This window comes from Paenibacillus sp. J2R1T-4, assembly GCF_059692235.1.
This window is the reverse complement of the sequence record NZ_JCAUBA010000012.1, coordinates 1-21477: the sequence shown is the minus strand read 5'-3', so window position 1 is coordinate 21477 and position 21477 is coordinate 1. Positions and strand designations below refer to the sequence as shown.

The window sequence follows — 21477 nt, the reverse complement described above, 5'->3', positions numbered from 1 at the left end:
CTATAATGTCTAAATAGCCTAAGGATTACCGTTGCTACGGTTCCTTAGGCTTTTATAGGTTCCTCCCCGGATCGTCGGTATTATTCAACATGTTCTCTAATCGCTGGTACAAGGTATGCTTGTCATGTAATTTTGACCAGTATTGCTTGACTTCCCGGAACATTCCAGTCAGTTGACCCGTGCTGAGCTGCAAATCAGTAAATAGGCGATATGTAGGAATAATCTCCCTGTACATATTGAATCGAGACGGTCTTTGTATGACCTCTTTCCCACTCCACTCCGCAGCGCTCTTAAGCGCCGGCAAGCTTAACGTCTTCTGACGGATCGTTAATTGCGAAGCAGGTGACTGGAGAAAGTCAACCAACTGGCGCGCTGCTTCCTTCACTTGCGATTTCCGACTGATACCGAAGCCAATAACAATCAGCAGCGTCTTAAAATCGTTCAAATGCGGAACCGGAGCCACATCATAAGGAAATGAAGCATTCTTAAGATCGTTCAGAGCGAAGTAGGATGTCAAAATCATAGACACCTTCCCTGCAAGAAACAGCTCTTCTGCATCAGCATCGCTCGCAGACAGCATTGTCGGGAACACATTGGGAGCATCAAGAATAGCACCGCACACGTCAAGGCTTTCGATCAAGCCGGTATCGCTAATCTTGTAGTGTCCTTCAGCATTTCTAGAAAAAACGCTTCCGTTTTGCAGCAGAAACAACGGCCAACGGTTCGTAGAAAACAGATGAAAGTAAAATCCGAACCTTTCCTTCTCGATAGCAAGTTGTTCTGCATGTTGAAGCAGATCCTGCCATGTCCAACTACTGTCCGGCTCGGATATACCCGCTTCAGCGAAATGATCACGATTGTAGCACAGCAAAACCGGCGAGAACGCAATCGGCTGCACAAACTGCTGAGAGCCGTGACCGAATGCCTTCGATACAAACGGAAACAGCCCTTCATTCGGCTGGCAAGGCTGCAACAACTCAACCCGATCGTTTTCAACCAATTCTCGAAAGGTGAATTGGTTGAAGCTGACGACATCCAACATGCCAGCATCAATGTATTCATTTATTGACTGATAAATGTTTTCCTTGGGAATTTCTACAGGCTGAATGTGGATGTGCGGATACTTCTTGCGAAACTCAGAAAGCAGGAGAGGCAGTGCTATCTCATTGCTTGTACTTCGATGATAGCCCAGTCGAACGATTATGCTCCGATCCAAAGAAGGCCGGACTACTTGGTTGCCCACCTTGGGAATTTTCTCGATCAAGCCTTCATTTACAAGCACATCAAGCCCTTTACGAACAGACTTATTGCTTAACTGGAACTGCTTGCCCAGATCGTACTCGGAAGGTAGAAAATCGCCTGATCCGCATCGGCCAGAAATAATATCATCCCGAATGGAACAGATCATTTCATCCAGCCGGAGACGGAACGTCTTTCTACTTATTTTATCACCTATCATGCTCTTGCCTCACCGTCCATAATAATCCAACTCATTACTCAGGATACAGGAATCATCTAAGTACATCAAGTTAACACGACTTAAACGGCAAGCTTCAGGCGTCATTTAAGTGTATATCTAATGTATATTTACGTTAAATATATTATTGACCTACATTAGATGTTGAGTTACCATCGAATTGTATAGTAGATCATCCATGCTCAGAGGAGGTATTACTAAGTATGCTTAAGACGATCATTGCTTCAAAGCACAAGGGCAGACGTTTCGCGACGCTCGTGCTCGTGTTTGTATTAACTCTTACAGGACTCATTGTTCCGGATTCAGTTCAAGGGAGTATGCCGAGAGAAGATTTCGAATCATTCGCAACTGGCCCGTTGAATGGTCAACAGACCTGGATCGGGGACGCAGGGGTAAGTATTTCGGAAGAATCCGCGAAAAGCGGAACCAAATCTATTAAAGTGCTAGATGAGTCAACAACAGCTACGACCGGTATGACCTACAAGTTCCCAACTCAATCGACAGGCAGATTCGAGTGGTGGGCTAAGCCGGTTACAACCTCTGGTCTTGTTGCCCAGATTCAAAGCGTCACTACATCCACGAGAACTGCAGCATGGTTAGGCTTCAGCAAGGACGGAGTTTTCATGTATAATGACGGCACCACGCGCGTTTATATGAAAAATAAGTTTCGTTTGAACACGTGGTACCGGTTTAGTGTCGAGTTGGATCCGGTTAACAAGAAATTCAAATTTTTCATTTATGGAGAAGACGGATCGATAGAAGCCGCAAATGAAGTTAACTACAACACCGCTGGCACAACAACGGTCAATCAAATTCGATTTGCCACCTTTGGCAACGAGAAAGCCACATTTTTCGTAGACGATGTGAATTTATACACCCAGTCTCCCTATACTGCGAACCCGGATTCATTGAGCGTGCAGCCAAATGTAGTAAGTCTGCAGGTTGGTGAAAACGCCTCCATTCAAGTTTTGGGTCATTATCCAAACGGAGGTCTCGACTTGTTGACCCCACAAGCTTCATACTTGTCGAGTCACCCAACGATTGCCGATGTCGTGGATGGTAAAGTGATGGCTTTCAGCTCCGGAGAAACGAACATTCAAGCAAGTGCGGGCGGGAAGCAGGCCTCAACCAAAGTCTACGTGTATGGCCCCGGGGACACTCCGCCGAAGATTTCGCTTGAGCCCCGCCCCCTCGTACGAGAAACCGATTTGACAGCGTTAAAAATCTTTGTCCCTTCCGGAGAACCCTGGAACACGGTAGGCCGCAATGTAGCTCAGCTCATTCGAACCAAATGGGGAATTCAAGCACCTGTTGAAGTGTCGGATTCATTCGTTAGCGGCAGCGGATGGAGCGGCAACACGCTCCTCATTGGTAATCTTAGTAACAATGCGCATATGGCGCGGTTGTATGGCCAACGCTTAGCTTTCGCAGACGGAATCTATCCAGGTGCCGGAGGCTACCAACTTCAGACATTGATTGATCCGTTCGGACTGGGAGGCAATACGCTCCTGTTGGGAGCAAGTGATGCGGACGGATTGGCAGCTGGGGCTGGCAAGCTGGAGCAGCTGTTAACAGAAGCGAATACAGCACAACTGCCATGGTTGGGCGAAACCCAAGTCAACGATTCCGTCTGGCTTAAATTGCCCCTTGCTCGCAAACCTGAACCGGCCGATCTGTCCGGTGCGACAGCATTTGCGGATAGCCTCCTTGCGGGGATGAGCACGGATGTTGAAAAGTATCAGCAAACACTCGCATTACTAAGCACTATTTCGAGATACGGCGAAGCTTATCAAATGACGCGAGATGCGTATTATGGAACCGTTTACAAGGCTCTGCTGAAAGGCTATGCAGCTTTCTTCAACCGAAATTCCGACATTGCCGAGGCGCAGTTGGATGTTCCGAACAACATGTGGGTAGCCGGTCCTAATCTGGTGGCGAGCTGGGCGGTGCTCGAGCCGGATGATATGTTCAATGAGCTGGAACGAAAACAAATTATATCTGCTCTCTTTCTTATTTTTGAAGCAAACAATGATGACTTCTACTTAAACCGTGACTATGCGGCCGTTGGGGCCAAATACAATCATGACGTATTCCCGGCTTTATCAATCTGGTTCGGCGCGAACTATTTCCAGAAGTATTTCCCTGGATTGGCAGGTCCTGCTGCCTGGTTAGAGAAGGGGGAGAAGATGTTCGCCAACAATACGGCTAACATCAACCTGGACGAGGGATCCGACTATATGATGCATGTTCCGGTCGTATCACTCGATTATGCTCTAGCATCTGGAAATGACAGGTTTTTGCGACAAGGACTTCGAGCAAGCGCTGACTTGAACTCCCTCATGATCGATAATTTGGGGACAATGTCGGGCGGCGGCGACTTGTATCCGTTCGGCCGAAGCAGCGCCTACACTTGGGGTCATTCCAATATCATGCACGCCGCATCGTGGTACTTTGCGGATCCGGTTTATGACTTCCTGATGAATCGTGTGCGTACAGGACCTTTTACAGGCCAGAACATGAGCGACCTGGATTATCCGTTCCATCGTTATATGACCGATCAGCTTAATACATCTCAGTTGGACGAGGCTGCTTATCCGAAGGTGAAGGGATATCCGGTGGAACAAGCTGTCTATAATGAGTTGCAATCTCAAACACCTGACGCACCTCTGGAAGTGGCACAGTCTGATACATTCCATAAGCTGGCTTTCCGCGAAGGATTCGATCAAGATGACGCCTATCTGTTGTTGGATGGCTTCTCGGCAGGAACGCACGGTCATGAAGACGGTAATACGATACTCAAATACAGCGCTGACGGCCGAATCTTCATCGATGACCGCGACTACATCGAAAGAGGCTCCATCCACCATACGGGCATTACCGTTGTGAAGGATGGCAGCTATAAGAAAAAACCACCATTCGCAGAGCTTCAGTGGGGTGCTGATGCAAGCGGTATAGGCGTCAGCCGCAGTACAGTTCCAAACTATAACGGAACGGACTGGGAACGACAAATTATCGCTCCATTCGGCCATTTCTTCCTGGTCTACGACAAAGTGACTGTTAAGGAGCCTGGCAGCTATTTGCTAGAGAACACTTGGCAGACGCTAGGCGATCCCACACTGACGCAGGACCACTTTATAGTCGATCAGCAAGGTGCCAAGATGACAATCCAGAGCTTGGACGAGTCTGCATTGAGCGCCTATGACCGATACGGCCATTTTATTAAGTACTATAAGAACGAGACTTTGTACCCTTATCCATACGCTGAACAGGAATCCGTACTGCGGCAAGTAATGAATACGCAAACGTATCAACCGGGTGAAAGCCGCACGTATATAAACCTGCTCTCCAGTTCACCAGACGGCTCAAGCGCAACAAAGGTTACCGGGAATAGACTAGGCGACAACAAAATCTCCGTTCGGCAAGGCGGAGAAGAATGGTTGGCCATTTGGGGGTCCGTCAATAGTTCAAGCTTCAGCACCAACGGTAACATGCATCTGCTCGGGAAAAATGAGTGGTTGATCGCGGAAGTAACGCAAGCGCGCTTCGGCTCGTCCATTCTTTCCTTCAACGAACCCGTTATTCTCAAAGTCGACTTAGCTTCAGGAAATTGGCAAGCTTACAGCATGCGTTCTGCAATCACTCATTACGACGAGCAAGGTAATCCGCTCAATGATTCCGTCATGCAGTCGGGGACGGTGACAATAAACCGAATTGACGCTGATAAGTGGATGCGGGAGTTAAAGACCGATGACCATAACGCTCCGCAAAAGTCCAAGACCGATTCTACAACTAATTATAATCATAACTGGAAGCCAGCAGGGCGTTCGAATAGTGATATCTCGACCGCAGCCTCCGGGGATTTGAACGGAGACGGCCTGGATGAAGTGATTACGGCGGGTACAGATGGCAAGATAGAAGCTTTCAGCACCGATGGAAAAAAGCTATGGTCGTTCCAAGGGGATGGCCGGGTAAACGAAATTTCGGTTCAGAAAACCGGAAATTCTGTGTATGTATTTGCTGCGACGGAGAACTTCGTTCTTCACGCAATAGACGTACAGGGCACCGAACTGTGGAAGTACCGATTCCCGGACGATGCCGCGCATCGGGAGATGAAAGGCAATCTGATCGGCTTGACCAATGTGCGATTGGCTTACGTAAACGGACAGAATCTGCCTCCGTGGATTATGGTAGCGACCCAGTTCCGGTACTTATACGGGCTTACGCTTGAAGGCCAACTCGTATACGAGGGCATGCCGGAGCATTACGGTATCCAGGATATGGAGTTTCTTGACACAGACGCGGACGGTAAGGATGAGGGCATTCTTGGCATGGAATATACGTCGATGGTTGTCTGGAACGAACAGAAAATCGGCAGAGCGATCGGTGCCGATGGACCGGGCTGGACAAAAGTCACCAAAATTCCGGTGTATACACCTGGAGCCGTTCCGACCATTGCACTTGGCACCAAGCAAAATCACATTCACGTCATCAAATACAACGGAAGTCTGGTCAAACTTTGGAGCTATAACGTCGGAGGTGAAGTAACCGACATATGGGCCGGTGATTATGATCAAGATGGAAAATCAGAAATTGTAGCAGGTTCGGAAGGACATCAAGTGTACTCCTTTCATGAAGACGGAACATTGATGTGGAGGGCCGACGTCGGTGATCGCGTTCTTGGAGTGGACGTTGTTCAAGGGATTTCGGATTCCAAAATAATCGTAACGATGGATAACGGTAAGCTGGCAGAGCTATCCGCATCCGGGGAACTGCTCCACACCTATTCCTTTAAACAAAAAATTGCCAGAACAGTATCCTTGAACGACGGCAGTGAAGTAGCAGTCGTGCTAAAAGACGGATCCGTATTTAAAGCAAAGTAAGCGAGAGATTCATGTTCCTCAGCTGTGCGCACTGCTTAAGCCCTCGTCCAGGATGACGAGGGCTTTGTAGTGTTGTAAGCTTCACTTCACCTCAACAAATATACTACCGAACCATTTATCATCAATGATTGCATCCAATCTCCAGATTCCGGCAGTGGGCAGTGTCATCATAGCCGGTGACATCGCTCTCTTATCATTATCCGGTATTGGTGGCTTTACGTTAGGATTGGGTGTTCCAATGGACCCTTCGAATATTGTGAGAGAGGTACGACTGCCTTTGAGAGTTCCGATAATAGAAAGCTTCTTAGCAAAAAGAGACCGTGTCTCAGCATCATCCCTCCCCCAGAAATACCACATAAATTTGTTCTTGGGAAGACCAGCCCTGAGTCCTACATTCAAGAAGCCAAGCCTTCCTTTGACTCCTGTAAGAGTATAGCTATCGTAAGGGAATGTAGAGCTAGCCTGCCAGCTCCCTTCAGGAATATCAAATGCAACCTCGCCGAGTTTACTATCATTCAAATACAACGTATATTCCCACACCCCTCCATAAGGGACATCAAAACGCGAGGATATCCTGGTGAAGTCGTTGTAAGCAAGTGTAGGAGCAGCTAACTCCACTTCCGGTATTTCACTGAACTTCATTCCGGTTTGCTTATGCACCGCATCCACACGCAGCCTGCTGCCCTTCAGCTCCTCGAACGGTATATATATGTTCCACCAGCTGCCATTAGCGCGACCTGATTCCGTGTCTCCGCCTGGAAAAGCCTCGAATATTTTGATGCCATCTTTCCACGAGGCGCTCGGGTAAGTCATATGCACATTATTGGTTGGAAGAGGAGGGGTTGTCGGTGGAAGATCGGCCGTTTGCTCGGGTGAAGGATTACTGAGCCCAAAAATAATGAATAACACTACAACTGCCGCCCCAACCCCTATCCATGAAAGCTCGCGGATCCTCCATTTGCCTCTTGTTACTTTGCCGTTAGCCCGATCAGCGAGCTTGTTCATACTCTCTATCGAGAGTCGGGGAGGTCCCCAAGGCGTCTGCTCGAGCTGCTTATACCAGCTTGGTATCGGATGCTCCTTCATTGGATGTCAGCCTCCTTCATTGCTTTTTCTACCTTTGCTCGTGCTCTATGCAGTCGTGATTTGATCGTACCGTTAGGCACATTAAGCAATTCCGCCATTTCCTGCTCCGTGTAACCATAGTGGGCTTCCAATAGAATGACCTCCCGGTATTTGACAGGAAGCTTCATCACAATATTCCATATCTCTTGCGTCTGAATTCGATCGATCAATTGTTGCTCGGCTGAATGAACCGTTTCAGGGGATCGGATTATGTCCATTAGGGTTACTTTGCGCAGGAAGGCAGACTTCAGGTAGTTCAGGCATTTATTGCGGGTCATTGTCAGGAGCCATGTCTTGATGCTCGATTCCCCGCGAAACGAATGCATCTGCCGAAAAGCACTCAGAAACACATCCTGCATCAAATCATCCGCAGCCTCTCTTCGCTTGGTCATAACATAAGCATAGCTCCAAATATCGTGTCCATATTCTTTCATAAGATCGTTTATGATCATGCCTGCATCGTCGTGGTGTGACAAATGCTTCAAATACTTGAGCTTCAAGTCCACACCCCCTCATCCTATTAGACAACATAGTCGGGGTTAAGTTCCAGTAATGCGCAAATAAGTACATGCGAAAAAAAAAGCCTTTTCCGCAGAAAGGCTTTCTTTATATTTTTATTTGGATAGTAAGCTAATCATACTTTTCATCATCGATTCGATCCACGCCCTCAAAAATAAGCTCAGCTTCGGTCTCAAAATTCAGATGCAGCGGCACCGGAAGCAGCTCGAGAATCTCTTCAACCATCGCGAGCCCCATGAATTCCTCCAATGTCTCAGGTTGCTGGTCTAATCCCTGGAACCACCCGCGTACTGCATCGATAAATATATAAAAAGAAGACTCAAAGTTATTCGCAGCCGCTTCAGATTCGTCTATGTCTCTTGCAATCGACATGGCCTTCCAGTTACTTAGGGTGGTGTCTAAAGCTTGTTTAACCTTGGGATCCATCATCTAACATTTTCCCCTTTACGCTGTAGTTGGATATTATTGTATCTTTTTTGAGGGAGATTATATATACTTTTTACGATTCACCCAATTAAATATCGGGAGGTAATTCATTGAGAATTGGATTTATAGGAGATATTCACGGCAGGGTGTTCCATACGTTAGCGCTAATAACGGCGTGGCAGGTACGAACGGGCCAGAAGCTGGATCTCATTATTCAGGTGGGTGACCTAGGTGCGTACCCCGATCCATCGGATGATGTCAGAAACGAGAAATATGTGCGGCAAGATCCGGCAGAGTTGGATTTCATGCGGTTGCTGCAAGCCGAAGGGCGAACAGCGGAATGTCTTCACTTCATTCGGGCGAATGTGCTGCAAAGTCCCATTTACTTTATACGGGGGAATCACGAGGATTTTGATTGGTTGGAGGCTCAACACACTCAACACACTCAACACGCTCAAGACGCCCAAGAAAGCAAGGTATGCGTCGATCCGTTTGATTTATTTCACTATGTGAAGGATGGTACGGTTTGGGAGCTGAATCATGTAAAAATGGCTTTTCTCGGAGGCATCCAAACGCGGGAGCATGATCGCAGGTCGATTGAACCCGATGCATATGCCAGCCTTAACCAATTGAAACCAGGCGAGATCGATATCCTCATCACCCACGATGCTCCATATGGAATCGGTACTAATTTTCTTGGCCATACCCAAGGCTCGACCCTGATATCAGATCTCATTGCCACAATCACCCCGCAATATCTGATCGCTGGTCATTATCACCACATGAATGGTCCACGAGCCTACGGGGCTACAACCTACCTGGGGCTTAACGTGTTAGTTGATCTGAGGGATAATGGCGTGCACAGGCGAGTTCAACCCGGAAGCATGGCCGTGTTAGAGACAACAACGAACCAATTGCAGTACGTGACTGACGATTGGCTATCCGGTATAGACCGAGACTTCAACTTCCTCGAATACATCGGCGGCCTTTTGCCCGAATACAAACGCTAATTGGTGCTGAACAATTTCAGCAAATCCTGCTTCGTTGCCTCAGGCAGCTTATAGTGCCCCACTTGATCCGTAACCGTCAATAACCCTGTGTACTTTTCTCCTAGCCACCATGAATAGGTACGGTTCGTTCCGTCCTTCAACTCTAATGTGACCGTGTAATCCGCACCTGCAATATCCAACTGACCCGTACTGAATTTAGTTTCTTTTATCGCCTTGATAAAACGTTCTACAGAAGCAGAATCCGTCTTAGTTACGGATTGGTTAGTTGCCGAAGTTACGATTGTCATGGAAGCAATGCTTGCTACCTGCTGCTCCAGCTTGCCCGCCTTCTTATTCCCCGCTTCGCTGCCCGCACTCCCGCATCCAACCAGTCCAAGGACCAGAACGATGCTAGCGACAACTTGTAAAAGTCTCCTCACCTTAACGACACTCCCTTCTCTACTGCTTTTCTTTTTAACTACATAATACTTCATTCCGAATGAAAGCAGAAAACCGCGCTGGGCGCGGCTTCTGGATTACAGCTCACGTACGATGAGGCTCATCGTTCGTTTCATTCAGCTGTCCGGTACGTACACTGTACATTTCGAGCACTGGCATGACGAATATTTTGCCGTCTCCCATTTCACCTGTCTGCGCTGTATGAATAATCGTCTGAATCGTTTCTTGCACCTTATGCTCAGAGACGACGATCTCCATTTTCACTTTATAATGTAAATTAACGGTGTATGCTTTACCTCGATAAGCGCCGGTAGCGCTTTTCTGTTGACCTCGCCCCTGCACCTGCGTAACAGTGAACCCAGTCACTTGAATTTCCCTCAAAGCTTCAATTACTTCACGCAATTTCTCTGGACGAATGATGGCCTCTATCTTCTTCATAAAAACCCCCCTCTATGTTCACCCATTTATCATACAAATAGTCTACCAAATATAAGGTATAATTCAAATTTAAAATTTCGATTTCTGGCAAACCATTCATTGTACATGGATGAGCTAGGCTCCCCTAGAGATCGGTTAGCCAATTCTGCTATAGACTAATTGTGCTGAATCGATTATTTGCTCGAGGATAGCAAGTGCTACTACTGGTTAAAGAGCCGGTTTCAGAGAAAATAGTGTAGTTTCATGGAAATAGAGGATAGCTGGATTGGTTAATTGATGGATAAGTGCCGAGATTGCCAAAATAGCCAGTAGTAAAGTGACTTATCCTAACATCCGTGATATAGATCTAGAGTATTGCCAGGCCTCTAAAACTTACCCTACTATAAAAAACAAAAGCCGGGGGATGTCTCCTCTGGCTTTTGTCGCTTATACTCAGGAATTGATAAATTGAAGGAATCGAAGCAGATTGATAATCATCGTTACGGTTTCCGCACGATTCGCGGAACCCTGCGGACGGAATGTTCCGTCCTCGTAGCCGTTGATCAGACCGCTCTGCTGAGCGGCTTCGATCGCCTCTCGCGCATAATCCCCGATCTGGTCGCGGTCCTCGAAGTTCTGCGGCTGACCGCTGTTGTCCCGCTTATCATGCGACTTGACGTATGCAGCCACCCTGGTTAACAAAACTGCTGCCTCTTCCCGGGATATTTGCTTGTTGCCTCGGAAGGTGCCATCCTCGTAGCCGTTGATGATTCCTGCCTCGATCATAGGACCGATGTAGCCGGAGTACCAGTCATCCGATCCGACATCCGCGAAGCCGGTTGTTTCCGAGACCGAAACCTCAATCCCCATCGCTCGGGCGAGCATGGCAGTAAATTCGGCGCGCGTCACGCTCTCCGATGGACGGAAGCTTCCGTCCGGATATCCATCGACGAGCATGCTGTTACCCATTTGCTGAATCGCTTCTCTGGCCCATGTATCATTAATATCCGTGAAAGAGCTAGAATGAGTCACCAACGTAAAAGTTCCATTATGATCGGTCTGTAAGATCGCCACTCTCTTACCATCCACCCCAACAATCCGAGTAGGAATGGGGTATACTTTGCCATCCTTGCCAATCGCAACGCCAACGACATGCTTCGGATCAATGGAAGCCGGAAGCGTGAATGCCTGCATTATATAATGGCCGTTCCACTTATTCAGCTCCGCCGTTCTTCCGCCTTCGCTCGCGCGAATTGAAATGTTGACAGCCTTCATAATTTCATTCGGTATCGTTAAATCGTTCCGTTTCGTAATTTCAATGTTAAGGCCCGCCTTGGACGCTTCGGTCACGGAAATGCCTAGAGCTGCAGCGACCTCCTCAGGCGTGAACAGCGTCGGCAATAGCTCTTTCGATACCTCATCCATGGAGATGCCTAGTCGGTTGAGTGGATTGTGAGCATATATCTGCGACATCATTGCAGCGGTAAGTTCAATCCTGTTCTTGTCACTGCCCGCCGGAACCTGAATCACGATGATTAAAGGACCTTGCGCCTGCTTCAAGCTGTCCGCCAGGTCACTGGCAGATATACGGATCAGCTGCTCCCCTCCGGATAGTGTAACGGTTGACTTTAGGACAACAAGAGTAAAGGATGGATCAGCCATCGGGATGAGCCACTCCAGCTCGGGAGCATTGCCGTTCCCGTTCCCGTTACCGTTGCCATTGCCGTTGCCATTGCCGTTGCCGTTGCCATTACCATTACCATTTCCATTTCCATTCCCGTTGCCGTTGCCGTTACCATTTCCGTTATCAGTCTCTGGAGGATTCGGATCGTACACTTCGACAACTTTATTCGAAGTACTTCCCTGAAAGTACGCATCCCCTGAATAAATCGCCGTTAGGGTATACGTCCCGATCGGGAACGGCCCCACGGTTAGTGTGGCGTCTCCCGAAGCGCTGAGCGGTACCGTCCCGAGCAGGCCGGATTCGTTCCTGAAGCTAACGGATCCACTCGGTATTCCTGTGCCAGGAGCATTGATTTTTACCGAAGCAGTAATCGTCCATGTTGCTCCAGCTGCTACCCTAGCGTCCGTTATCACGGTCGTCGCCGTTTGCGCCGGCTTAACCTTGACAGAAACTGGAGTGGATTCGCTTGGAAGGTTCTGTACATCTCCAGAGTAAACCGCCGTAAGGCTGTAATCGCCCGGAAGCGATGATATCCATTCAAGTACCGCCTGCCCGGAGCCGTTCAAAGCGGCTGTGCCGATCACATCAGCTCCGTTCTTAAAGGTAATAGCCCCCGTAGGGACCTCGTCTGAATGGACCGTTGCCGTCAACATAATGGGCTGTCCATAAACCGTTTCGGTCACCGAAGTACCGAGCATTACCCCTGTCAAATGCTGCGCAATTGTCAAGTTGAACGATGGCGACATGCTTCCGGAATAGGAAGCATCCCCGAGATATTCGGCCGTGATGGCATGCATGCCCAAATCCAATGCCGCGGTCGAGAATGAGGATTGCCCAGTGCCGTTCAGGGCTGCCGTACCGAGCTCGACTCCGTTATCCTTAAACACGACGCTGCCGGATGGTATGCCGCTACCCGGCGCGGATGCAACTACAACTGCTGTCACCGTCACCTCACGGCCATATACGGCCATTGATACTGTGCTGGATACCGTGCCTGAGGTTGACGCCTTCCCCACAACAACCGAATATGGCGTTGCAGGGGCACTCGCCATATAGTAGGGGCTGCCACTATATTCGGCTGTCACATTATGAAGATCGACCGTCAATGCCGACGTCGTCAAGGCGGCCGAGCCGAGCCCGTTCAACGGAACGGTCCCTAGCAACGCTGCGCCATCTTTGAACGTCACCGTGCCATCCGGCGTTCCAATGCTCGGTGCCGCTGCCGTGACGGTTGCAGTGAAGGTAATCGACTCCCCGTACACAATAGCCGAAGTCGAACTGTTCAAGACCGTATCGGTAAAACCTTTAGTTACGGTTACAGCAGTGGGAAGAGTCGACACGCTTGCTTCATATTTCGCATTGGCGCTGTATTCCGCCGTCAAGCTGAAGGTTCCGATAGATAAAGTTGATACCGTCAAGTCTGCAACACCAGATCCGTTCAACGCCGCCGTACCGAGTATCGCGGCCCCGTTCTTGAACGTCACTGTGCCATCCGGCGTTCCGCCGCCAGGTGCAACCGCGTACACGGCAGCGGTAATCGTTATCGTCTGGCCATATACGATTGTTGGTGACGATACCGTAATTGTCGTCTCGGTGCCCGCTTTACCGACTGTAACGGTTACCGGTGTATCGGACTCACTACCGGCATAGCTGCCGTTGCCATTGAACACGGCCGTCACGTCATGGCTTCCAACCAGAAGCTCGGCAGTTGTGAGTGTAGCTGTGCCGGTTCCGTCCAACAATGCCGTTCCAAGCGTAACTGCCCCGTCCATGAACGTCACGCTGCCGCTCGGCGTTCCGCTGCCAGGTGTAAGCGAAGCTACAGCAGCGGTGAATGTAACCGGCCCGCCGTAAGCGGTGTTCACGGACGAACTCGTTACTGTTGTCGCGGTATCTGCTTTGTTTACCGTCTGACCCAACACATTGGATACACCGGTTGCATACTCGATGCTGCCGCCATATTCTGCAGTCACATTATGGCTGCCAACAGACAGATTCGAGGTCGTATAGACCGCCGTTCCGCTGCCATTCAGAGCAACCGTACCAAGCACATTAGCGCCATCCTTGAATGTCACATTGCCGCCCGGCGTTCCGCTGCCCGGTGCCGTAACGGTCACAGCCGCTGTGAACGTTACGGACTCACCGAACTTGCTCGTGCTCCCCGAGGCGGTTAGAGCAGCACTCACCGACGCTTTATTGATAGTTTGTGAGAATACCGAAGAGGTGCTCGGCGCATGGAGTGAATCGCCCCCGTAGGTGGCGGTTATGGAATGAGTGCCAACGGACAACGATGAAAGCGTCAAGACTGCTTTTCCATCCAAGTCCAGCATGCCAGTTCCGAGAACAGCAGCTCCTTCCTTGAAGGTCACCATCCCGGTTGGGGTCCCCGTTCCCGGCGGTACGACGGCAATCTCAGCCGTCAAGGTTAAGGTCTGCCCATACACGCTCGCTCCTGATGAGGTCAAACTCGTCGTGGTTACGTCCGCCCCATTCACTACGGTCGGATCTGTTACCGTATTATTGGCAGCATTCGAATCCCCGCCCCCAGTTACGCTCGCCGTATTGGTCACGCTCGTCGGAGCGTCCGAAGCCGCATTAACATTTAAAGTAATAACTGGGTAACTCGCCGACGAATTCAAAACATCGGACCGCGTACAGGTCAACGTAAGAAGAACGCAGTTCCACCCCGTTCCGCTAATCGCCGTGGCGGTCAGCTTGGCGGGCAACACATCCGTTACAGTTACAATCCCGGTTGTCGGCGCATTGCCGTTATTCCCCACCGTGATTGTATATACCCCAGGCTGTCCCTGCCTGAAGTCCCCAACATGAGATTTCGCAATGGTCAAATCCGGAACTGCGACTACAGTTAGCACGAATGAGTCCGTCACGGAGAAGCCTGATGTGCTCACGACCGTTACCGTGATCGTTGCTGTCCCGCTCTTGCCTGCTGCGGGAATTACAGTTAATGTCTGGCTTGCCCCCGTTCCCGACAAGGACAAATTGCCCTCCGCATTCGGTACAAGTGTTGCATTGCCGGACGAAGCGGTTACAGTCGCGATACCTGATACGGCATCGCCGACCTGGAATGGGATCGACTTCATGCTTCCGCTGTTCATCGATGTGTCCAGCAGGTCTTCGACCATCGGATGCGATTCAAAGGCCCCGATGTCAATATCGGCAATGACGCCCGGATCAGCGGCATCCGCTAGCCGCGTATACCCGCTGCCGCGTTGGTCGAATCCAGAGGACGGTGCCGCCGAGTTAAGCCCCGCATCCAATGCCGGGCTTCCAGGAAGCAGTGCATGCGTTCTCGTTAATCCGCCATTGCTCGCTAGCGGTCCCAGCTTCGGATCGGCGAAGCCAATCTTATTGCCTGACACTCCGTTCAGCAATCCTCCTGCCCCGCCGCTTCCGATCAAATTGTTTTTACTATCAGCCGCATTCACACTCCCCGAAATATCATTCGCCGCACTGCTGTTCCCCTTCATGTTTCCAGCCACAATACTGTTGAACAATGTAGGAATAGAAGTGCCGCTCACATGAATCCCGCCACCGCCGCCAACCGTATCTTGATCCGAATCAGACGTATTTTGTGTAACGGTTATACTTCTCAGCGTATTCGACCCATTGGAGGCCAGTATTAGCCCGCCGCCATTGACTCCAGCCTTATTGCCGCTAATTGTAGAGTTCTCCAGCGTTAACTGGGAGTTCGAGAAAACACCTCCACCGCTTCCGTCAATCGATGAAGAAGTGTTGGACACAATATTATTGGATATGGTGCTGCCCCTAATGATCCGGGAACCCGTTCCATCTAGAAAAAGACCGCCTCCGCCGCTGTTAATGGTCCTATTCCCATCCACCTCAGTAGACAACATTTCCAAGGAAGCCGTCCCCTCGAAATACAAGCCTCCGCCGCGATATTGAGCCGTGTTGGAATTGATCTTGCTCTTCTCGATCTTCACTGTCCCGGATACGCCGGATACAAATACACCTGCACCTAGTCCAGAGGCGTTCGTGTTGCTGTTGTCGCTGAGGACTGCATTGTAAATATGGATCGCACCGGCTCCTTCACCCGTATCTGCAGTAATACCTGCTCCAAATTCGTCGGCAGACAGCTTTCCATAACGAATCCAGACGGATTGAATCGTAACGTTAAGATTCAGATCCAGATTAGGGTTAATATCAATCACCCGATCTATCCCGAGCCCGGGTCCTGTACCGCTTTGAATGATGGTTAAGTCCGCTGTCCCTTCAGCATTGCCGCCGCTTCCAGTAAGTGTAACATGATCCAGAATATCCAGATCTCCGGTTGCGGATCCGTTCTCGTTTACTCCTGCCAGAGTCAGCATGTAAGTTCCGGGCATGATCTCGATCGTATCTGCTCCCGGCAAGCTGTTCGCCTCCATCACCGCAGCCCGCAGCGTACATTTCCCCCTGCTATCGGCACATGTACCGTTGCCCGGAGCCGCATCAACCGTATCCATAGTATCGATCACACTAAAAACCGCTGCTTGTGCTTGCCCGGTCGGCATGATCAAAAACAGAATGGACCCCACCAGGCTGAACATGAACAGCAGCAGCCACCGAACGGAAGCGGAAGTCTTCGCCTTTCCCCCCTCTACTGGTATTACATTCGTGATAGGTTGTTGCATTATGTTTCTCACTCCTCTCCGATAAGCTCTGCTTTATATTTAAGGTCTTGAAGGGAAAATGCCCGACAAACAAATAATGAAGTTGATCGCTATGTAAGGCTGTCTATTGTTATGAGCGGCGTTGCCGCCTTGCACTTGGATCGCCTGAATCCCCATCTGAGCATTCGGGTCTGCATTGACGTATGCGGGAGTGCCCCGCCTTCCGATCGTTTTGGCCCATACGCTCCCTTCAGGACTTGGACTGTTGGAGTCCGACTGTCCCATCGGCACATGCGTGTGCGCAGGGAGCTCAGATTGCAGCAAGGTGACAGCAGCTTCCCCGTCCATCTCGCCTAAAACTCTAGGCGTAAGCCCCTGTCCGCCCCCCCAGTGCATCGGAGCTTTTCCGCTCAAGTTCGGCAGCGCGAAGGTCGTCATCCCGTCGCCACCATATGTAGTCCCCAGAATGGAAAACAAAGCAGAATTCTGAGAGATCGACATAATTTGACCATTACACAAAGCCCAGTATCTTGGGGCAAAATTCCCCGCAAACAATCGAATTTCACCTAAATATGCTTCAGACATAATCTTTCATTCCTCCTACTCTCTTGACGGAAATATGCCCGAGATGGCAATACAAAAGGAAAAGACAGTGTAAGGCTGCAAGTTAGTATGGGGAGTGCTGCCTCCAGCAGGTGCAAGTGCCCCAGGGTTCATGGATACGTTAGGAGACGAGTCGCTGATATAACCTCCAACAGACAAGCCTGCCCATACGTTGCCGTCAGGCGATGCGGTCGTTGCGATGCTGGTGCTGGCGAGAGCCTGATGGGTGTGAGACGGGATTTCCGAAACGCTAAGTGTATGCGCCTCCTCGCCTGCTTTCCCTGCTAGCGATATTCCGGATCCAGGGTGTACAGGTACTCGTCCCCGCAGATCTGGCAGCGCGAAGGTCGTCATACCATCGCCCCCGTACATGTTCCCCAGAATAGAGAACAACGCCTGATTTACGTTGATCGCCAGCAATTGTCCGTTACAGAGCGCCCAACCTCGTGGTGCGTAGCCAATTGAATACAATCGGATTTCTCCTAAAAATGGTTCCACGATACGTCTCCTTCCCTGATTTACAGGATTATGATTGACTCGGAAAAATGCCTTCCAGCGCTATAATAAAGCTGACTGCAAGATAAGGCATTGTATTATTGTGAGGCATGCTCCCTCCAGCAACGGAAACTGCGTTCGGTCTCATCCCCCTGTTCGGTGTGGAAGCTGCAGCATAAGGATTGATTGCGGTAGAAGCCCAGTAGGCGTTTTGCGGACTGGATACTTTGCCATCCAGGGAAGAAGCGAGCACAGTGTGAGAATGCGCCGGCATTTGGCTGGCCGTAAGGGTAACCTCCTCAGAACCGCCTTTTTGCCCAAGCGTGAAGGTAGTTCCCGTTGCAGGATTTTGTCCCTGATGTACAGGCAGCCTTCCCATCAGATCCGGCAGTGCGAAGGTCGTCACCCCGTCCCCTCCGTACGTTGTTCCAAGCAGTACGAAAAGCACTTCGTAGTCGGTAATGTTGACCACCTGACCGTTGCAGAATGCCCAGCCTATGGGTGCAAAATTGCCTGCGAATAATCGTATTTCACCAATATACGGTTCCATAATGCCCCTCCTCTTTTATGAACGTACTCGAAGAACATGCGTCTTACTCAACATCACCCCTTATCAACGCCACTCCATCAACAAGTAAGGGCTCTGCCTTTCTCTGATGGCAAAGCCCAATCTCTCATATAACCTTCGTGCCTTATTCCCTTCCAGCACGCTGAGTCGTAAAGTTCGTCCTCCAATCCGCGACTCCTCTTGAAGGCCGCGAATCAGACCAGTTCCACGCCCTTCATTGCGGCAACCTTGTATAAAAGAAATATCCACCACTATAATTTCCATTTCACTGCGGTAAACTCTGATTTGACCTATGGGTGTCCCTTCCTCCATCACAATGAAAGGGTCGGCTCCGCGATACTGCATAGCGTATGACTGCTTTTGAAGGTTGAACTGCATGCGCAGGAAGGGCTCTGATTCGTCAGGACGCAAGCCCCAGGCAATCAGTTCATCCTGTCGAGTTTCCGCATAAAGCGCATACAGAAAGGGTTCATCTTCTTTTTTAGATGCACGAATATCCAGCCTAGCTCCCTCCTAAAGTCAAAAAAGGTCCTTTGTGCCCTTTCTCATTAATAGTAACTATGTTACAAATAATTCGAGAGAGATACTATATGCCTATTTACCCAAACTCTACATACGTGTACCCATTTTTTACAATTTTTATATGACAAAAGTTATTCATACCGATCAGTCATCCAATATGAATCTGGAGGAAGCCATGGTCCCCATTGAAAAACTAACCAGACGCAAATTTTTGGTCTATCTCGGCTCGAGCGCAGCCGTACTGGCATCCGCAACGTCAGGCCTTTCGGCTCTCGTTGGCGGAACTGGCACTGCATATGCTGAAGAGCTATTATTCGGAGCGGTATCGCCTCCTGTTACCGGAAGCGGAGTTCGCGTGAAGCCGTCTTCCAGTGATGAGCTCAACCTTCCACAGGATTCCAACTATGAGATTATTGCGGCTTACGGCGATCCGATCAATACCAAAGGGGAACTTTTTGGTTACGATTGCAGTTCTGCTGTATACTTCCCGGACCAGGGTTCCAGTGTAAAAGGACTGCTATATGTCAATCATTCGGCCTCTCACCCCTTGTGGGGGCATGATCGGCTGAACGAGGTGAGCTACACTCCGAAACAGATAACGGCTTGCCTATACAATCAAGGCGGATCCGTGCTAGAGGTGTATCGGGATTCTGAGGGGACATGGCGAATGGCTGCTTCCTCGTCTGTGGCAAGACGCATAACCGGACTGGAACCCTTTCGATTAACGGGTCCTGTCCGCGGCGCGAAAGCAGTTAACGGGGCGGTGCTCGTTCAAGGCACCTTCGCCAATGAGACAGGTGGCGCAACACTGTGGGGCACGGTGCTTACATGCGAGGGAGAATTCGAGCGTACATGCCGCGTGGCGGGACTCGACCCGAGCCATTACGGCTGGGTAGCGGAGGTTGCGCCTGCAGACGCGCAATTCAAGCCGTGCAAGCACACCGCATTGGGACGTTTCCACCATTCCGGCGCTGTTATGGGTCTGAGCAGCGACAGCCGCGTCGTCGTTTATATGGGGGATTCCTCCGGTGACGGCTGCCTGTACAAGTTTGTAAGCAGCGGGACATTCGACGCGACCCGGGGCTTGAACAACTCGGATCTGTTGACTTCAGGGGTGCTCTATGCCGCAGATTTGGCAATGGGCCAATGGATTGAGCTGACGGTTGAGAATGTAAAGAGAGAATTGAATCGATCGGACCTGCAAATTCCGAATACCATTTCCTACGGGGTGGACCAGCTTCGGGCCATGTTCCAGGAGCAGACCGATGTGCTGGCGCATGCGCACGAAGCGGCTCTCGTCCTGGGTGCGACACCGCTTGACCGTCAGGGCGGTCTCGTGCTTCATCCTGCGGACCGTAGCTTGTTCGTGTCGTTAACAGGCAACGACCGCCACGGTAACATGCACGGGCAAATTATTCGTCTGATAGAGAACGATGGTGATGCAGACGCCGTGGAATTCGAATTCGAACAGATCGCCTCGGGTGGCCGCCAATCCGGATTCAGCTCCCCAGCAGGCATCGCCTTCGATCGGAGCGGACAATTGTGGGTCGCCAGTGCAATCCACAGCTCCAAGCTGCACCAAGGGGCTTACCGCACGTTCGAGAATAACGGGTTGTACGTTCTTCCCTTGCAGGACGGTCCAGACGCGGTCACCCAATTCGCCGCCGCACCTGTAGAAGCCGCACTTGCCGCACCCGCCTTCACGCCGAACGAGCAGACGCTGTTCATTGCCGTGCAGCATCCCGGTGATCGCAGCACGGATCCGGCTAAGCCTACAAGCCTGTGGCCGCACCGTTCCGGCGATACAATGCCGCGGCCTGCCTTGGCGGCAGTAACTCGCTCGCGATAATTACAATGCTCGCAGCAAATCGAGTAGGAAGGAGTGATTAACTCCCGACCTCTCACACCACCGTACGTACCGTTCGGTATACGGCGGTTCATGAAATATTCCGTAATGAGTTATATCTGTCCATTAAACTCTTCAGTCCGTTCGATTTCCAATATTGGTTGTCTAGGGCGCGATGAAGAATTGGACTGCAAGCAATTCGCCAATATCCTTTGCGGGTATTGCCCCATTCAAAGGCTTTGTCTTTAGGAACTCCTAAGGATAGTAGCCTTTTTACTTTGGTTCTTGGTTTCTTCCATTGTTTCCAAAGGCACATTCGTAGCCTTCTTCGAATCCATTCATCCAATTCCTGAAAGACACTTGGCGTGTCCGCGAGCGAGAAATATCCACACCATCCAACTAGGTATTGGTTGAGTTCCTTGATTCGCTCTTCCATCTTCATCGACTTTCCTCTAGAGGTAATCGTTCGAATCTTAGCCACCGCTTTCTTTAAGGTTTGCTTGGCAATTCTCACTTTCGGCTCTTTGTTCACACTAAAACTAAATCCCAGAAACTTTCGTTTCCATGGACGGTCTACCGCACTTTTGGTTTGGTTTACCTTCAGTTTCAGTTTCGTCTCGATGAATTGGGTAACGGATGCCTTGACTCGTTCGCCTGCCCTCTTCGTTCTCACGTAAATATTACAGTCGTCCGCATAGCGGACGAAGTGGTGTCCACGTTTCTCTAATTCTTTGTCCAATTCGTCCAGTACGATATTGGATAGCAACGGACTCAATGGCCCCCCTTGCGGGGCTCCTTCAAGTGTTGGTTTAACTAACCCGTTCTCCATCACGCCT

15 protein-coding genes are annotated in these 21477 nt (G+C 50.1%); 3 read left to right on the top strand and 12 right to left on the bottom strand.

What is annotated here, in order from left to right:
- Positions 1 to 52 precede the first annotated feature (52 nt).
- On the bottom strand, positions 53 to 1459 hold the full coding sequence (locus AC58QD_RS19555; protein WP_497336345.1) for an ABC transporter substrate-binding protein: 1407 nt from the start codon (positions 1457 to 1459) through the stop codon (positions 53 to 55).
- Positions 1460 to 1680: 221 nt separating this feature from the next.
- On the opposite strand from AC58QD_RS19555, the gene AC58QD_RS19550 reads away from it, so the two are divergent.
- Positions 1681 to 6357: a hypothetical protein gene (locus tag AC58QD_RS19550; protein WP_497336343.1), complete on the top strand. Its 4677-nt coding sequence runs from the start codon at positions 1681 to 1683 to the stop codon at positions 6355 to 6357.
- Positions 6358 to 6438: 81 nt separating this feature from the next.
- On the opposite strand, the gene AC58QD_RS19545 is transcribed toward AC58QD_RS19550, so the two are convergent.
- The 3 genes from AC58QD_RS19545 to AC58QD_RS19535 all read right to left on the bottom strand — a co-directional run bounded on the left by AC58QD_RS19545 (position 6439) and on the right by AC58QD_RS19535 (position 8430).
- Positions 6439 to 7443, bottom strand: coding sequence for a DUF4871 domain-containing protein (locus AC58QD_RS19545; RefSeq protein WP_497336341.1), 1005 nt, complete (start codon positions 7441 to 7443; stop codon positions 6439 to 6441).
- Positions 7440 to 7988 carry an RNA polymerase sigma factor gene (locus AC58QD_RS19540; protein WP_497336339.1) on the bottom strand — a complete coding sequence of 183 codons (549 nt, stop codon included), beginning with the start codon at positions 7986 to 7988 and terminating at the stop codon, positions 7440 to 7442. The genes AC58QD_RS19545 and AC58QD_RS19540 overlap by 4 nt, the downstream gene beginning before the upstream one ends.
- 124 nt (positions 7989 to 8112) lie before the next feature.
- On the bottom strand, positions 8113 to 8430 hold the full coding sequence (locus tag AC58QD_RS19535) for a hypothetical protein (RefSeq protein ID WP_497336337.1): 318 nt from the start codon (positions 8428 to 8430) through the stop codon (positions 8113 to 8115).
- A gap of 107 nt (positions 8431 to 8537) precedes the next feature.
- On the opposite strand from AC58QD_RS19535, the gene AC58QD_RS19530 reads away from it, so the two are divergent.
- Positions 8538 to 9437 (top strand): metallophosphoesterase family protein, encoded by a 900-nt coding sequence (locus tag AC58QD_RS19530; RefSeq protein ID WP_497336335.1) that lies wholly within the window; start codon positions 8538 to 8540, stop codon positions 9435 to 9437.
- On the opposite strand, the gene AC58QD_RS19525 is transcribed toward AC58QD_RS19530, so the two are convergent.
- The 7 genes from AC58QD_RS19525 to AC58QD_RS19495 all read right to left on the bottom strand — a co-directional run bounded on the left by AC58QD_RS19525 (position 9434) and on the right by AC58QD_RS19495 (position 18651).
- Entirely contained in the window at positions 9434 to 9856 is a 423-nt protein-coding gene (locus AC58QD_RS19525) for a YhfM domain-containing protein (protein WP_497336333.1), read from the bottom strand. The two genes, AC58QD_RS19530 and AC58QD_RS19525, sit on opposite strands and share 4 nt — an antisense overlap.
- 103 nt (positions 9857 to 9959) lie before the next feature.
- Positions 9960 to 10313: a P-II family nitrogen regulator gene (locus AC58QD_RS19520; RefSeq protein WP_497336331.1), complete on the bottom strand. Its 354-nt coding sequence runs from the start codon at positions 10311 to 10313 to the stop codon at positions 9960 to 9962.
- A 432-nt stretch (positions 10314 to 10745) separates the two neighbouring features.
- Entirely contained in the window at positions 10746 to 16628 is a 5883-nt protein-coding gene (locus AC58QD_RS19515) for an Ig-like domain repeat protein (protein WP_497336329.1), read from the bottom strand.
- 39 nt (positions 16629 to 16667) lie between these two features.
- The gene (locus AC58QD_RS19510; RefSeq protein ID WP_497336327.1) at positions 16668 to 17192 is read right to left on the bottom strand and encodes a phage tail protein; all 525 of its coding nucleotides are present in this window, start codon (positions 17190 to 17192) and stop codon (positions 16668 to 16670) included.
- A gap of 15 nt (positions 17193 to 17207) precedes the next feature.
- Entirely contained in the window at positions 17208 to 17711 is a 504-nt protein-coding gene (locus tag AC58QD_RS19505) for a phage tail protein (RefSeq protein WP_497336734.1), read from the bottom strand.
- Between the two features lie 25 nt (positions 17712 to 17736).
- Complete coding sequence (locus AC58QD_RS19500) at positions 17737 to 18258, bottom strand: phage tail protein (RefSeq protein ID WP_497336732.1); 522 nt, start codon at positions 18256 to 18258, stop codon at positions 17737 to 17739.
- A gap of 60 nt (positions 18259 to 18318) precedes the next feature.
- Complete coding sequence (locus AC58QD_RS19495; protein ID WP_497336325.1) at positions 18319 to 18651, bottom strand: GNAT family N-acetyltransferase; 333 nt, start codon at positions 18649 to 18651, stop codon at positions 18319 to 18321.
- 319 nt (positions 18652 to 18970) lie between these two features.
- On the opposite strand from AC58QD_RS19495, the gene AC58QD_RS19490 reads away from it, so the two are divergent.
- Positions 18971 to 20644 (top strand): PhoX family protein, encoded by a 1674-nt coding sequence (locus AC58QD_RS19490; protein ID WP_497336323.1) that lies wholly within the window; start codon positions 18971 to 18973, stop codon positions 20642 to 20644.
- 88 nt (positions 20645 to 20732) lie between these two features.
- On the opposite strand, the gene AC58QD_RS19485 is transcribed toward AC58QD_RS19490, so the two are convergent.
- Positions 20733 to 21477: group II intron maturase-specific domain-containing protein (locus AC58QD_RS19485; RefSeq protein WP_497336321.1), on the bottom strand; the 745-nt coding region annotated here is incomplete at its 5' end.